Annotated in this window: 13 protein-coding genes; 5 read left to right on the top strand and 8 right to left on the bottom strand. The window is 71.9% G+C overall.

Annotation, left to right across the window (positions count from 1 at the left end; all coding sequences use genetic code 11):
* The first annotated feature begins 1 nt into the window (after position 1).
* A complete protein-coding gene (locus tag CCN56_RS17315; RefSeq protein WP_086827879.1) occupies positions 2–502 on the top strand; it encodes a PH domain-containing protein in 501 nt (166 codons plus the stop codon).
* Positions 499–2,025 carry a PH domain-containing protein gene (locus CCN56_RS17310; protein ID WP_086827877.1) on the top strand — a complete coding sequence of 509 codons (1,527 nt, stop codon included), beginning with the start codon at positions 499–501 and terminating at the stop codon, positions 2,023–2,025. Before CCN56_RS17315 ends, CCN56_RS17310 begins: the two co-directional genes overlap by 4 nt.
* A gap of 37 nt (positions 2,026–2,062) precedes the next feature.
* Here the strand turns inward: CCN56_RS17310 and pgl are convergent, their stop codons facing one another.
* From pgl to tkt, 5 genes are read right to left on the bottom strand one after another with little or no spacing between them, the layout of a single operon-like run.
* On the bottom strand, positions 2,063–2,842 hold the full coding sequence (gene pgl / locus CCN56_RS17305; protein WP_086827875.1) for a 6-phosphogluconolactonase: 780 nt from the start codon (positions 2,840–2,842) through the stop codon (positions 2,063–2,065).
* Positions 2,839–3,921 carry a glucose-6-phosphate dehydrogenase assembly protein OpcA gene (gene opcA / locus CCN56_RS17300; RefSeq protein ID WP_086827873.1) on the bottom strand — a complete coding sequence of 361 codons (1,083 nt, stop codon included), beginning with the start codon at positions 3,919–3,921 and terminating at the stop codon, positions 2,839–2,841. The genes pgl and opcA overlap by 4 nt, the downstream gene beginning before the upstream one ends.
* Positions 3,918–5,450, bottom strand: coding sequence for a glucose-6-phosphate dehydrogenase (gene zwf / locus CCN56_RS17295; protein WP_086827871.1), 1,533 nt, complete (start codon positions 5,448–5,450; stop codon positions 3,918–3,920). The genes opcA and zwf overlap by 4 nt, the downstream gene beginning before the upstream one ends.
* Positions 5,451–5,455: 5 nt before the next feature.
* Positions 5,456–6,574, bottom strand: coding sequence for a transaldolase (gene tal / locus CCN56_RS17290; RefSeq protein ID WP_086827868.1), 1,119 nt, complete (start codon positions 6,572–6,574; stop codon positions 5,456–5,458).
* A 37-nt stretch (positions 6,575–6,611) separates the two neighbouring features.
* Positions 6,612–8,714 carry a transketolase gene (tkt, locus tag CCN56_RS17285; protein WP_086827866.1) on the bottom strand — a complete coding sequence of 701 codons (2,103 nt, stop codon included), beginning with the start codon at positions 8,712–8,714 and terminating at the stop codon, positions 6,612–6,614.
* A 348-nt stretch (positions 8,715–9,062) separates the two neighbouring features.
* On the opposite strand from tkt, the gene CCN56_RS17280 reads away from it, so the two are divergent.
* The 3 genes from CCN56_RS17280 to CCN56_RS17270 all read left to right on the top strand — a co-directional run bounded on the left by CCN56_RS17280 (position 9,063) and on the right by CCN56_RS17270 (position 11,640).
* On the top strand, positions 9,063–10,010 hold the full coding sequence (locus CCN56_RS17280) for a heme o synthase (RefSeq protein WP_041128647.1): 948 nt from the start codon (positions 9,063–9,065) through the stop codon (positions 10,008–10,010).
* A gap of 133 nt (positions 10,011–10,143) precedes the next feature.
* Positions 10,144–10,464 carry a hypothetical protein gene (locus tag CCN56_RS17275; protein ID WP_086827864.1) on the top strand — a complete coding sequence of 107 codons (321 nt, stop codon included), beginning with the start codon at positions 10,144–10,146 and terminating at the stop codon, positions 10,462–10,464.
* A 90-nt stretch (positions 10,465–10,554) separates the two neighbouring features.
* Entirely contained in the window at positions 10,555–11,640 is a 1,086-nt protein-coding gene (locus CCN56_RS17270) for an amidohydrolase (RefSeq protein ID WP_086827862.1), read from the top strand.
* A gap of 139 nt (positions 11,641–11,779) precedes the next feature.
* On the opposite strand, the gene CCN56_RS17265 is transcribed toward CCN56_RS17270, so the two are convergent.
* The 3 genes from CCN56_RS17265 to CCN56_RS17255 all read right to left on the bottom strand — a co-directional run.
* A complete protein-coding gene (locus CCN56_RS17265; RefSeq protein WP_041128644.1) occupies positions 11,780–12,751 on the bottom strand; it encodes a heme A synthase in 972 nt (323 codons plus the stop codon).
* A gap of 64 nt (positions 12,752–12,815) precedes the next feature.
* Positions 12,816–13,580 carry an ABC transporter permease gene (locus tag CCN56_RS17260; RefSeq protein ID WP_086827861.1) on the bottom strand — a complete coding sequence of 255 codons (765 nt, stop codon included), beginning with the start codon at positions 13,578–13,580 and terminating at the stop codon, positions 12,816–12,818.
* 88 nt (positions 13,581–13,668) lie between these two features.
* Positions 13,669–14,522: ABC transporter ATP-binding protein (locus tag CCN56_RS17255; RefSeq protein ID WP_086827859.1), on the bottom strand; the 854-nt coding region annotated here is incomplete at its 5' end.

Raw genomic sequence — 14,522 nt, 5'->3', positions numbered from 1 at the left:
GATGACGGGGGAGGGCGCGGTGCGGCTGCGGCCGCCCAGGAACGCCGTCGACGAGCGGGCCGTCACCTGGTGGCGGGGCCGGCTGCTCGTGACCACGGCCGTCCCGGTGGCGGTCCTGGCCGTGCTCGGCGCGCTGATCGGGCCCGCCCGGTCCTGGCTGCTGCTCGCGGCCGGGACCGTGGCGGCCCTGGGCCTGGCCTGCACCGCGTTCTTCCCCGCCTGGTGGTTCCGGGTGCACCGCTGGGAGGTCACCGACGAGGCCGTCTACGTGCGCACCGGCGCCCTCTGGCAGGAGTGGCGGATCGCCCCGATGTCCCGGATCCAGACGGTCGACACCGTACGCGGCCCGCTGGAGCAGGCGTTCCGGCTCGCCACCGTCACCGTCACCACCGCCTCCTCCAAGGGGGCGATCCGCATCGAGGGCCTCGACCACGAGCTCGCCGCCGAGCTCGCCGAACGGCTCACCGCGCTCACCCGGGCCACCCCCGGGGACGCCACATGAGCGAGGGGGAGTGGCGGCGGCTCGAACCGCGCACCCTGCTCGCCGGCGCCGCCGTCCTCTGCGGGGTGGCCGGCGGCGCGGCCCTCCCGGCGGTGGCCGGCCTCTCGGGCGGCAGGCCCCTGTGGCAGGCCGTCGCCTGGGTCCTCGCGGGCGCCGCGCTGCTCGTCCTCGCCGGCACGGCCGCCGACTGGGTCCGGCTGCGCCGCACCCGGTACCGCGTCGGCCCCGAGCGGGTCGACCTCCACACCGGACTCCTGCTGCTCAAGCGCCGCTCCCTGGCCCGCGAGCGGATCCGCAGCGTCGACCTCACCGCCAACCCGCTCCAGCGCGTCCTCGGCCTCGTCAAGGTCCGCATCGGCACCGGTGAGAGCACCGGCGGCGAGTCCAGCCTCGAACTGGACCTGGTCACCCGCACCGAGGGCGAGCGGCTCCGCCGCGAACTCCTCGCCCGCGCCACCGACCCCGAGGAGCCGGGCCGCGACGACACCCTGGCCACCCTCGACCCGCGCTGGATCCGCTACGCCCCCGTCTCCTTCCTCGCCCCCGCCCTCGGCGGCGCCGCGATCGGCGCCGTCCTGCAGGTCAGCGAGTGGTTCGACGCCCAGGCGGAGGTCATCGACTGGATAGGGGACCGCTTCCAGGACACCTCCCTGACCTGGACCGTCGTCGACCTGGTCCTGCTCGCCACCGCCGTCGGGACCGTCGGCGCCCTCGGACTCTGGATCGAGATGTGGTGGAACTACCGCCTGGAGCGCGAGCCCGGCGGGACCCTCCGCGTCCGTCGCGGCCTGTTCACCGCCCGGTCGGTCACCCTGGAGGAGCGCAGGCTGCGCGGGATCGAGCTCGTCGAGCCGCTCGGCGTACGGCTGTTCGGGGCCGCCCGCGTCGACGCCGTCGCCACCGGCCTCGCCCAGGACGACGACGACAAGCACGCCGACCTGAAGAACCTGCTGCCCGCCGCACCCCGGGAGCGCGCCGAGCGGGTCGCCGCCCTGGTGCTGCGCGAGCCGGAGCCACCGACCGGGGCACCCCTCGCCGCCCATCCCCGGGCCGCCCGCACCCGGCGGCTGCGCTGGGCGCTGTGGAGCGTCCTCGGGCCCGTCGCGGTCCTCGCCCTCCTCGGCCCGCTCCTCACCCCGGTCCTGCTGTACGTGGCGGCCGGCTGCGCCCTCGTCCTCGGCCCGGTCGCCGGGCTGCTCGCCCTCGACGCGTACCGCGCCCTCGGACACGGCGTCAGCGGCGGCCATCTGGTGACCCGTTCGGGCACCGTCCGGCGCACGACGGTCGCCCTCCAGCGCTCCGGCGTCATCGGCTGGACCGTCAAGCAGTCGTACTTCCAGCGCCGCGCCGGCATCCTGACCGTCACCGCCACCACGGCGGCGGGCGAGGGCGCGTACGACATCCTCGACGCGGGCGAGGGCCAGGGCCTCGCCTTCGCCGCCGAGGCCGTACCGGGACTCCTCGCGCCCTTCCTGGAAACGACTGACCTGGAAACGCCGGAGGCCCGGCTCACCGAGAGGTGAACCGGGCCTCCGCACAGGGGAGTCAGTGCCCCGTGAATCAGGCCGAAGCCGGCGGATACAGGCTCCGCGGAAGCTCCGACGCGGCCGCCGCGTCGAGCAGCCACAGCGTGCGCGAGCGGCCGTAGGCACCGGCCGCCGGGGCCTGCACCTCACCCGCGCCCGACAGCGCGATCGCCGCGGCCTTCGCCTTGTCCTCGCCGGCCGCGAGCAGCCAGACCTCCTTCGCCGCCCGGATCGCCGGGAGCGTCAGCGAGACGCGGACCGGCGGCGGCTTCGGAGCGCCGTGCACCCCGACCACCGTCCGCTCGGTCTCACGGACCGCCGGCAACTCCGGGAAGAGCGAGGCGACGTGGGTGTCCGGGCCGACGCCCAGCATCAGCACGTCGAAGGTCGGCACCCCGCCGTGGTCGCCGGGACCCGCGGCGGCCGCGAGCTCGGCCGCGTAGGCCTCGGCCGCCGCGTCGACGTCGCCGTACGGCCCGTCCGAGGCCGGCATGGCGTGCACCCGCGCCGGGTCGAGCGGCACCCGGTCGAGCAGCGCCGCACGGGCCTGGGTGACGTTCCGCTCGGGGGCGCCCTCGGGCAGGAAGCGCTCGTCGCCCCACCACAGGTCGAGCCGCGACCAGTCGATCGCGTCCCGGGCGGGCGCCGAACCGAGCGCCGCGAGCAGGCCGTTGCCGTTGCGGCCGCCGGTCAGCACGACCGAGGCGGAGCCGCGGGCGGCCTGGGCGTCCACGATCTTGGTGATCAGCCGGGCCGCGGCGGCCTCGGCCATCAGCTCCTTGTCGCGGTGGACGACCAGCTGAGGGGGGCTCACTTGGCCGCCGCCTTCTTGGCCGGGGACTTCTTCGCGGCGGGCTTGGCGGCCGGGGCCGGCTCCGCGGCAGGCTCCGGGGCCGTCTCCGCAACGGTCTCCACGACCGTCTCGACGACCGTGTCCACGACGGTCTCGGGGGCGGTGACCGCCGCCTCCTCGTCGAGCCGCTCCAGACCGAACCTGAGCGCCGTCGCGTAGGTGTCGTCCGGGTCGAGCCGGCGCAGCTCCTCCGCGATCAGCTCGGACGTGTCACGGCGCTTGAGCGCCACGGCACGGTCCGGCTGGCCTTCTATGGAGAGCGTCGCGAGCGAGCCGTCCGGCCGGTCGAGCACGATCGGTCCCGCGCTGGTCTCCATCCGTACGGAGGTGAGACCGGGGCCCGCCGACTTCGAGCGCCGCACGGGCACCTTCAGCCGGTCGGCCAGCCACATCGCGAGCAGCTCGACGCTCGGGTTGAACTCCTCGCCCTCCACCTCGGCGGAGGTGACCTCGCACACGACCTGGTCGAGCGCGGCGGCCAGCATCGAACGCCACGGGGTGATCCGGGTCCACGAGAGGTCCGTGTCGCCCGGGGTGTACGCGTCCGCGCGCGCGGTCAGCTCCTGGATGGGCTGCTCGGCGGCGTACGTGTCGGTCACCCGGCGCTGGGCGAGCGCGCCCAGCGGGTCGTTCGCCGGGTCGGACGGCGCGTTCACCGGCCACCAGACGACGACGGGGGCGTCCGGGAGGAGCAGCGGCAGCACCACCGACTGGGCGTGGTCGACGACCTCGCCGTACAGCCGGAGCACCACCGTCTCGCCGGTGCTGGCGTCGGCGCCGAGGCGGACCTCGGCGTCGAGCCGCGCCTTGGCGCGGTCCCGCGGGGAGCGCGAGACCCGCTTGATGACGACGAGGGTCCGCGAGGGGTGCTCGCGGGAGGCCTCGTTGGCGGCCTTGAGCGCGTCGTAGGCGTTCTCCTCGTCGGTGACGATCACGAGGGTGAGCACCATGCCGACGGCCGGCGTGCCGATCGCCCGCCGCCCGAGCACCAGCGCCTTGTTGATCTTGGAGGACGTGGTGTCCGTCAGGTCGGTCTTCATGGCCGGCGCCAGCTCCTGCCGTCTCGTGCGAGCATCTCGTCCGCCTCGACCGGACCCCAGGTTCCCGACGGGTACTGCGCGGGCTTGCCGTGCTTGTCCCAGAACTGCTCGATCGGGTCGAGGATCTTCCAGGACAGCTCGACCTCCTCGACCCGCGGGAAGAGGTTGGAGTCGCCGAGCAGGACGTCGAGGATGAGCCGCTCGTACGCCTCGGGGCTGGACTCCGTGAAGGACTCGCCGTACGCGAAGTCCATGGACACGTCCCGGATCTCCATCTGGGTGCCGGGCACCTTGGAGCCGAACCGCACCGTCACGCCCTCGTCCGGCTGGACCCGGATCACGATGGCGTTGCGGCCGAGCTCCTCGGTCGCGGTGTGGTCGAAGGGGGAGTGCGGGGCGCGCTGGAAGACGACCGCGATCTCGGTGACGCGGCGGCCCAGGCGCTTGCCGGTCCGCAGGTAGAACGGGACGCCCGCCCAGCGGCGGTTGTCGATCTCCAGCTTGATGGCCGCGTAGGTGTCGGTCTTCGACTGGGGGTCGATGCCGTCTTCCTGGAGGTAGCCGACGGCCTTCGCGCCGCCCTGCCATCCGGCCGCGTACTGGCCGCGGACCGTGGACTTGCCCAGGTCCTTGGGCAGCTTCACCGCGCCGAGGACCTTGGTCTTCTCGGCGGCCAGCGCGTCGGCGTCGAAGGAGGCGGGCTCCTCCATCGCGGTCAGCGCGAGCAGCTGGAGCAGGTGGTTCTGGATGACGTCACGGGCGGCGCCGATGCCGTCGTAGTAGCCGGCGCGACCGCCGATGCCGATGTCCTCGGCCATGGTGATCTGCACGTGGTCGACGTACGACCGGTTCCAGATCGGCTCGAAGAGGGTGTTGGCGAAGCGGAGCGCCAGGATGTTCTGGACGGTCTCCTTGCCGAGGTAGTGGTCGATCCGGAAGACCGCCTCGGGCGGGAAGACCTCGTGGACGACCTCGTTGAGCTCCTTGGCGGAGGCCAGGTCGTGCCCGAAGGGCTTCTCGATGACCGCGCGGCGCCAGGAACCGTCCTTCTGGTCGGCCAGGCCGTGCTTCTTGAGCTGCTGGACGACGAGCTCGAAGAACTTCGGCGGCACGGACAGGTAGAAGGCGAAGTTGCCTCCCGTTCCCTGCGCCTTGTCGAGCTCCTCGATCGTCGACTTGAGCTGCTCGAAGGCCGTGTCGTCGTCGAAGTCGCCCTGGACGAACCGCATGCCCTGGATCAGCTGCTGCCACACCTCCTCGCGGAAGGGGGTGCGCGCGTGCTGCTTGACGGCTTCGTAGACCTCCTGCGCGAAGTCCTCGTCCGCCCACTCGCGGCGGGCGAAGCCGATGAGCGAGAAGCCCGGCGGCAGCAGGCCGCGGTTGGCCAGGTCGTAGACGGCAGGCATCAGCTTCTTACGGGACAAATCGCCCGTGACGCCGAAGATCACCAGACCCGACGGCCCCGCGATGCGCGGGAGCCGTCGGTCTGCGGCGTCACGGAGCGGGTTGGCTCCGTGGACTGCGCTCAAAGTGCTTACGCCTCCGAAGGTGCGAGGCGCTGAAGCTCCGCCTCGGTGGACTTGAGCAGGTCGTTCCAGGACGCCTCGAACTTGTCGACGCCCTCGTCCTCCAGGAGCTGGACGACGTCGTCGTAGCTGATGCCCAGCTTCTCGACGGCCGCCAGCTCGGCGCGGGACTGCTCGTACGTGCCGCGGATGGTGTCACCGGTGACCTCGCCGTGGTCGGCGGTGGCCTCCAGGGTGGCCTCCGGCATGGTGTTCACCGTGCCGGGCGCGACCAGGTCCACGACGTACAGCGTGTCCTTGTACGCCGGGTCCTTGACGCCGGTCGAGGCCCACAGCGGACGCTGCTTGTTGGCCTGCGCCTTGTCGAGGGCGGCCCAGCGCTCGCCGCCGAAGACCTCCTCGTACGCCTCGTAGGCCAGACGGGCGTTGGCCAGGGCGGCCTTGCCCTTGAGCGCCTTGGCCTCGTCGGTGCCGATGCCGTCCAGGCGCTTGTCGATCTCCGTGTCCACGCGGGACACGAAGAAGGACGCCACCGAGTGGATCTTCGACAGGTCGAGGCCGCGCTCGCGGGCCTTCTCCAGACCCGCCAGGTAGGCGTCCATGACCGCGCGGTAGCGCTCCAGGGAGAAGATCAACGTGACGTTGACGCTGATGCCGAGGCCGATGACCTCGGTGATCGCCGGCAGACCCGCCTTGGTGGCCGGGATCTTGATCAGGGTGTTGGGGCGGTCCACCAGCCAGGCCAGCTGCTTGGCCTCGGCGATGGTGGCGGCCGTCTCGTGGGCGAGACGGGGGTCGACCTCGATGGAGACCCGGCCGTCCTGGCCGTCGGTCGCGTCGAAGACCGGGCGCAGGATGTCGGCGGCGTCACGGACGTCCGCCGTCGTGATCATGCGGATGGCCTCGTCGACGGTCACCTTGCGGGCGGCGAGGTCGGCGAGCTGCTGGTCGTAGCCGTGCCCCTCCGAGATGGCCTTCTGGAAGATGGACGGGTTCGTGGTGACACCGACCACGTGGCTCTGGTCGATCAGCTCGGCCAGGTTGCCGGACGTGATCCGCTGGCGCGAGAGGTCGTCCAGCCAGATCGCGACGCCTTCGTCGGAGAGGCGCTTGAGAGCGTCTGTCATGAGAATTGCATCTCCAATTAAGTCGTACGTATGGACGTCAGCGCGCGGCGGCGGCCAGGGATTCCCGCGCGGCGGCGACGATCGCCTCCGGCGTGAAACCGAACTCGCGGAAGAGGACCTTCGCGTCCGCCGAGGCACCGAAGTGCTCGAGCGAGACGATCCGGCCGGCGTCACCGACGTACTTGTGCCAGGTGAGACCGATGCCGGCCTCGACCGCGACCCGGGCCTTGACCGACGGCGGCAGGACCGAGTCCTTGTACGCCTGGTCCTGCTCCTCGAACCACTCCACGGACGGCATCGAGACCACACGGGTCGGGACGCCGGCGGCCTGGAGCTGCTCACGGGCCTCGACGGCCAGGTGCACCTCGGAACCGGTACCGATCAGGACCACCTGGGCGTCTGTGTCCTGCCCGGAGGGCCCTTCGGCCTCGAACAGCACGTAGCCGCCCTTGACCGTGTCCTCGTTCGGCGCGTACGTCGGCACGCCCTGGCGGGTGAGCGCCAGACCGTGCGGGGCGCCCTTGCCGAAGACCTTGGTGTGGCGCTGCATGATCTCGCGCCAGGCCAGGGCCGTCTCGTTGGCGTCGGCCGGACGGACCACGTTCAGACCCGGGATCGCACGCAGCGAGGCGAGGTGCTCCACCGGCTGGTGCGTCGGGCCGTCCTCGCCCAGACCGATCGAGTCGTGGGTCCAGACGTACGTCACGGGCAGGTGCATCAGCGCGGACAGACGCACCGCGTTGCGCATGTAGTCGGAGAACACCAGGAAGGTGCCGCCGTAGATGCGCGTGTTGCCGTGCAGCGCGATGCCGTTCATCTCCGCGGCCATGGAGTGCTCGCGGATGCCGAAGTGGATCGTGCGGCCGTACTTGTCGGCCTCCGGCAGCGGGTTGCCCTCGGGCAGGAACGACGAGGTCTTGTCGATCGTCGTGTTGTTCGAGCCGGCGAGGTCGGCCGAGCCGCCCCACAGCTCCGGGATGACCGCGCCGAGCGCCTGGAGGACCTGGCCGGACGCGGCACGGGTGGCGACGCCCTTGCCGGCCTCGAAGACCGGGAGCTTCTCGGCCCAGCCGGCCGGCAGCTCGTTCGCCTGGATGCGGTCGAACTCGGCGGCGCGCTCCGGGTTGGCCGTACGCCACTCGGAGAGCTGCTTCTCCCACGCGGCGCGGGCCTCGCGGCCGCGGTCGCCGAGCGCGCGGGTGTGCGCGATGACCTCGTCGGAGACCTCGAAGGTCTGCTCCGGGTCGAAGCCCAGGACGCGCTTGGTGGCCGCGATCTCCTCGTCGCCGAGCGCCGAGCCGTGCGCGGCCTCGGTGTTCTGCGCGTTCGGCGCGGGCCAGGCGATGATCGAGCGCATCGCGATGAACGACGGACGCTCGGTCTCGGCCTCGGCGGCCTTGATCGCCGCGTACAGCGCGGCCGGGTCCAGGTCGCCGTTGGCCTGCGGCTCGACGCGCTGGACGTGCCAGCCGTACGCCTCGTACCGCTTCATCGTGTCCTCGGACACGGCCGTCTCGGTGTCGCCCTCGATCGAGATGTGGTTGTCGTCCCACAGCAGGATCAGGTTGCCGAGCTTCTGGTGGCCGGCGAGCGAGGACGCCTCCGCGGAGATGCCCTCCTGCAGGCAGCCGTCACCGGCGATCACGTAGATCCGGTGGTCGAACGGGGAGGCGCCGGTGGCGGCCTCCGGGTCGAACAGACCGCGCTCGAAGCGGGCGGCCATCGCCATGCCCACGGCGTTGGCGACACCCTGGCCCAGCGGGCCCGTGGTCGTCTCGACGCCGGCGGTGTGGCCGTACTCCGGGTGACCCGGGGTCTTCGAGCCCCAGGTGCGGAAGGTCTTCAGGTCGTCCAGTTCGAGACCGAAGCCACCCAGGTACAGCTGGGTGTAGAGGGTCAGGGACGAGTGCCCGGCGGAGAGGACGAACCGGTCGCGCCCGACCCACTCGGGGTCGGAGGGGTCGTGCCGCATCACCTTCTGGAAGAGGGTGTACGCGGCGGGCGCCAGGCTCATCGCCGTACCGGGATGGCCGTTGCCGACCTTCTGTACGGCGTCCGCGGCCAGGATGCGGGCGGTGTCGACGGCCCGCTGGTCCAACTCGGTCCACTCGAGGTCTGTGGTGGTCGGCTTAGTGCTCACCCTGGGTCAGGGCTCCTCTCCACATGTCTTGAGCCGGTGACTGAGGGTGTACCGGCGTTGTCGAGCCTACCCCCGCAGAACGCCCCTCTTTCCGTGTCCATGCCCCTCATATGAGCGGAGAAATAGATGGACACAGCAAGACTGCCGGTGGTCGTGGGAGTTCGCCTCCCGGGCCGCGCCCGGAGCCGTCCCCGAACGGTGTCCACCCCTTGGGACGTACCGCACCAACACGACCCCACCCCCGCGAAGATCGGCGTCTGGGCAACGTCTACAGTGGCGTGGTACGCGCAAGCTTTACCCCGTCTTCACTCGGGGAGCTTGCTGGGAATTTCTCTGTCAGGGGTGTGCGTGACGGCCGTCGAGTCCCGACCCGCAGGGGTCGTCTTGACTCCCAGCCCGGGGGGCCATCGGCCGTTCGGGGCCCGCGTCAAGGCATTCGTGGCGCTGACCAAGCCGCGGATCATCGAACTGCTGCTCATCACGACCGTTCCGGTGATGTTCCTCGCCGAACAGGGCGTGCCGGACCTGTGGCTGGTGCTCGCCACCTGCTTCGGCGGCTATCTGTCGGCGGGCGGCGCGAACGCGCTGAACATGTACATCGACCGCGACATCGACGCCCTGATGGACCGCACCTCCCAGCGGCCGCTCGTCACGGGCGTGCTCACCCCGCGCGAGGGCCTGGTCTTCGGGCTCACCCTCGCCGTGGTCTCCACGCTGTGGTTCGGCCTGCTGGTCAACTGGCTGTCCGCCGCCCTCTCGCTCGGCGCGCTCCTCTTCTACGTCGTGGTCTACACGATGATCCTCAAGCGGCGCACCGCCCAGAACATCGTCTGGGGCGGCATCGCCGGCTGTCTGCCGGTGCTCATCGGCTGGTCGGCCGTGACGAACTCGATGTCGTGGGCCGCGGTCATCCTCTTCCTCGTCATCTTCTTCTGGACGCCGCCGCACTACTGGCCGCTGTCGATGAAGGTGAAGGACGACTACGCACGCGCGGGCGTGCCCATGCTGCCGGTGCTCGCCTCCAACAAGGTCGTCGCCAAGCAGATCGTGGTCTACAGCTGGGTCATGGTCGCCGTCTCCCTGCTGCTCACCCCGCTGGGCTACACCGGCTGGTTCTACACCGCGGTGGCGCTGCTGACCGGCGGCTGGTGGCTCTGGGAGGCGCACGCGCTCCTCAACCGCGCCAAGGCGGAGGTGACGGGCGCCAAGCTCAAGGAGATGCGCCTCTTCCACTGGTCCATCACCTACGTCTCGCTGCTCTTCGTGGCGGTCGCGGTGGACCCCTTCCTGCGCTGAGAGCAGCCGTGGGCGCGCTCATCTGAAAGCGCGCTCATCCGAAAAATTTGTTCGGCCGACGGCCGGGTCACGTGGGACAGCCCACATGGCCCGGCCGTCGCCACTGGATCTACCCCTCGGTAGCATCCGTGTCATGGCAGAAACGAAGCAGGAAGAGCGCAGGGCGGCCAGGCTCGCCAAGGAGATCCGGGCCTTCTCCAAGGCGCACGGCGGCGCCGAGGGACACCTCGCGCACATCGGCCAGGCGGGCACCCGGATCGTCCTGGTCGGCACGGACGGCGGCTGGGGCGACCTCGTCGCGAAGACGTACGCGGTCGCGCAGCAGGCCGCCGAGAAGGCCGGTCTGACCCTCCACGAGGAGTTCGACGGCGAGTTCGCCGCCAAGGTCTCCACCGGCCCGTACGAGTGGACCCGGATGGCCGGCATCCAGATCGGCGGCCCCTCCAACGGCTGACGACAGCCGACAACGGCTGAGGCAACAACCTCGCGCGGGGCTCACCCGTTAGGACGTGTGGAGACACGTCCACACAGGGAGCCCCCCGAGATGATCGACACGCCGGACCTGGTGGACCAGTACTGCCACGGGGTGCTCCGAACGGAGCTCGGCCTCGGCACCTTCGAGGCCCGCCTCGGCGCCCACCTGGGCGGGACCGCCGTGCTGCCCGCCCCTGGTACCACCTTCTTCGACACCCAGACCGGCTTCGCCGTGCGCCGCTGGTGCCCGCCGCTCCTCGGTCTGGAACCGCACTGCCCGCCCGCCCGCTACCTCGCCCGCCGCCGGGAACTCGGCGCCGCCGAGGCCGGCCGCCGGCTGCTCCGGGCCTCCGGGATCTCCACCTATCTGGTCGACACCGGACTCCCCGGCGACCTCACGTCCCCCGCCGAGCTCGGAGCCGCGGGCGCCGCCGAGGCCCACGAGATCGTCCGCCTCGAACACCTCGCCGAACAGGTCGCCGACACCTCGGGCACCGTCGAGGCCTTCCTCGCCCACCTCGCCGAGGCCGTCCACAGGGCCGCCGCCGGCGCCGTGGCCTTCGCCTCCGTGGCCTCCGCGTCCGCGAGCGCGCCCGAACCGCCCGGTCCCGGAGAGGTACGCGGCGCCGCGGGGCGCTGGCTGGCCGCCCGCCCGGCCGGTGGCCGGCTCACCGACCCCGTCCTGTTGCGCCACCTGCTCTGGATCGCGGTCACCGCCGGACGCCCCCTCCAGCTGCACACGGAGGATCCGACCGCCCTGAACGGCTTCGCCGCCGCCACCGCGGGGCTCGGCACCGACCTGGTGCTGCTGCACCGCTACCCGCACCACCGCGCGGCCGCCCACCTGACCGGACTTCACCCGCACGTGTACGCCGACCTCGGCCCCGTCCTCGCCCACACCGGGGCCCGCGCGGCGGCCGTCCTCGCCGAGGTCCTGGAGCGCGCGCCGTTCGGCAAGCTGCTGTTCTCCAGCGGCGCCCAGGGGCTGCCCGAGCTCCACGTGGTCGCCGCGAGCGCGTTCCGCTCGGCGCTCGTCCGGGTGCTCGGGGAGTGGGTCATGGACGGCGCCTGGACCCGTACGGACGCGCAGCGGGTGGCGACGATGATCGCGGCGGACAACGCGAAACGGGTCTACCGGCTCGCGGGGAGCCGATAGACCCGTCGGGATCTTGGATCCAGCATCCGCATCCGGGATCGTGGATCCAGGATCCAGGATCCAGGATCCAGGCTCCGGGATCTTGGATCCAGAATCCGCATCCAGGATCGTGGATCCAGAATTCTGGATCCAGAGGCCGTCAGGCCGTGGCCGCCAGTTCCGGGTCCGCCTGGGCCGGGATGTCCGGCACGGCGAGCGGGCGCTCGCGCAGGCTCAGGGCGAGCCGCAGGACCGCGATCCACATCAGCGAGGAGCCGAGCATGTGGACGGCGACCAGGAGCTCGGGGACGCCCGTGAAGTACTGCAGGTAGCCCACGCCGCCCTGGGCGAGCAGCACGATCAGCAGGTCGCGTGCCCGGGCGCGGGTGTCGTCCGGGGCGTCCACCACGCGCAGGACCAGCCACATGGCGACCGCGAGGGCGCAGACGACCCAGGCGGCGATCGCGTGGACGTGGGCGGCGTTCGTCCAGTCCCACGGCATGCGCGGGACGTCGCTGCTGTCACCGGCGTGCTTGCCGGCGCCCGTGACCGTCGTGCCGAGCACGATCAGCAGGGCGGAGACGAGCGTGATCGCCCAGGACAGCTTGCGGACCGGGCGCGGTACGCGCGGGCGGGGGGCGGTGTCGCCCTCGCCGGTGCGGTGCCAGGTGATGACGGCGACCGTGAGCAGGGAGTTCGCGGCGAGGAAGTGGCCGGCCACCGTCCACGGGTTGAGGCCCATCCACACCGTGATGCCGCCGATGACGGCGTTGCTCATCACGATCCAGAACTGGGCCCAGGCGAGCCGGGTGAGCCCGCGCCGCCAGGGCTTGGTGGAACGGGCGGCGACGATCGCCCAGCCGACCGCCGCCGACAGGACGTACGTCAGCATCCGGTTGCCGAACTCGATCGCGCCCCGGTAGCCCTGCTCGGGCGTGACGATGAGGCTGTCGTCCGTGCACTTCGGCCAGGTGTCGCAGCCGAGACCGGAACCGGTCAGCCGGACCGCGCCGCCGGTGACGATGATGAGCACGCTCATCACGACGGCGGCGAGCGCGGCGCGCCGGAGCGTCCGGGGGGACGGGGTCCAGCGCTGGGCGATGAAGGCGAGGGGGGTCTGCACGGGCCTTATCGTAGGGCGGCGCTTGTGCGCGCTTTCACGAGGGGGGCGTATATGGCGGAACGGAACCTTACGGTTACTCCCAGCGGAAGAACTTCGCCGCCGCCCCGAGCCCCAGGACCGCCCAGACGGCCAGGATCCCCGCGTCGCCCCACGGCATCGGGGCCCCGTCCCCGAGGACGTCGCGCAGGCCGTCCGAGAGGGCCGAGATCGGAAGCAGTGCCAGCACGTCACCCGCGGCGCCGAACTTCTCCAGCGGGACGATGACCCCGCCGCCCACCAGGAGCAGCAGGAAGACCAGGTTCGCGGCGGCGAGGGTGGCCTCGGCCTTGAGGGTGCCGGCCATCAGCAGGCCGAGCCCGGAGAAGGCGGCCGTGCCGAGGACCAGGAGCAGCAGGACCGACAGGGGGTTGCCCTGCGGGGACCAGCCGAGCGCCAGGGCGATCGCCGTCAGGAGCGCGACCTGGATGACCTCGGTGACCAGGACGGAGAGCGTCTTGGCGGTCATGAGCGCCCAGCGGGGGAGCGGTGAGGCTCCGAGGCGCTTGAGCACCCCGTACCGCCGCTCGAAACCGGTGGCGATGGCCTGGCCGGTGAAGGCGGTGGACATCACGGCGAGGGCGAGGACGCCGGGGGCGAGGAAGTCGACGGCCTTGCCGGCGCCCGTGTCGACGATGTCGACCTCGGAGAACAGGACGAGGAGCAGCGAGGGGATGATCACCGTCAGGAGCAGCTGCTCGCCGTTGCGCAGCAGCATCCTGGTCTCCAGGGCGGTCTGCGCGGCGATCATCCGCCCGACGGGGGCGGCACCGGGCTTCGGCGCGTACGTACCGGCGCTCATCCGCGCAGCTCCTTACCGGTCAGTTCGAGGCTGTGTCTGCCCGGGGGGCGACCCCCGGACCCCCGGCGGAGCAGTGTGGCGTCCGACTTCATGACCTCAGCTCCTTGCCGGTCAGTTCCAGAAAAACGTCTTCGAGGGTGTGGCGTTCGACGGAGATGCCGTCGGGCATGACGCCGTGCTGGGCGCACCAGGTGGTGACCGTGGCGAGCAGCTGGGGGTCGATGGTGCCGGTGATCCGGTACGTGCCGGGGAGCGGTTCCGCGGCGGCCGAGCCGTCCGGCAGCGCCTTGATCAGGGAGCCCAGGTCGAGTCCTGGCCGGCCGGTGAAGCGGAGGGTGTTCTCGGCGCCGCCGCGGCACAGCTCGTCGGGGCTGCCCTGGGCGGCGACCCGGCCGGCGTCGACGATGGCGACGTCGTCGGCGAGCTCCTCGGCCTCGTGCATGAAGTGGGTGGTGAGGACCACGGTCACGCCGTCGGCGCGCAGCTCGCGGACGAGGTCCCAGGTGGCGCGGCGGGCCTGCGGGTCGAGGCCGGCCGTGGGCTCGTCGAGGAAGACGAGCTCGGGGCGGCCGACGACGGCCATGGCGAGCGCGAGGCGCTGCTGCTGGCCGCCGGAGAGGCGCCGGTAGGCGGTGCGGCCGCAGGAGCCGAGGCCGAGCCGCTCGACGAGGGCGTCGACGTCCAGGGGGTGGGCGTGCAGTTTCGCCATGTGGCGGAGCATCTCGTCGGCGCGGGCGCCGGAGTAGACGCCGCCGGACTGGAGCATCACGCCGATCCTGGGGCGCAGGGCGGCGGCGTCGGCGACCGGGTCGAGGCCGAGGACGCGGACGGTGCCGCCGTCGGGCCTGCGGTAGCCCTCGCAGGTCTCGATGGTGGTGGTCTTGCCGGCCCCGTTGGGGCCGAGGACGGCGGTGACGGTGCCCGCGCGGACGTCGAGGTCGA

It is taken from the genome of Streptomyces sp. NRRL B-24572, from assembly GCF_002156145.1.
In the GTDB taxonomy this organism is placed as follows: domain Bacteria; phylum Actinomycetota; class Actinomycetes; order Streptomycetales; family Streptomycetaceae; genus Streptomyces; species Streptomyces vietnamensis.
The sequence above is the reverse complement of the archived record's forward strand: the minus strand, read 5'-3'. Positions and strand labels throughout refer to the sequence as shown.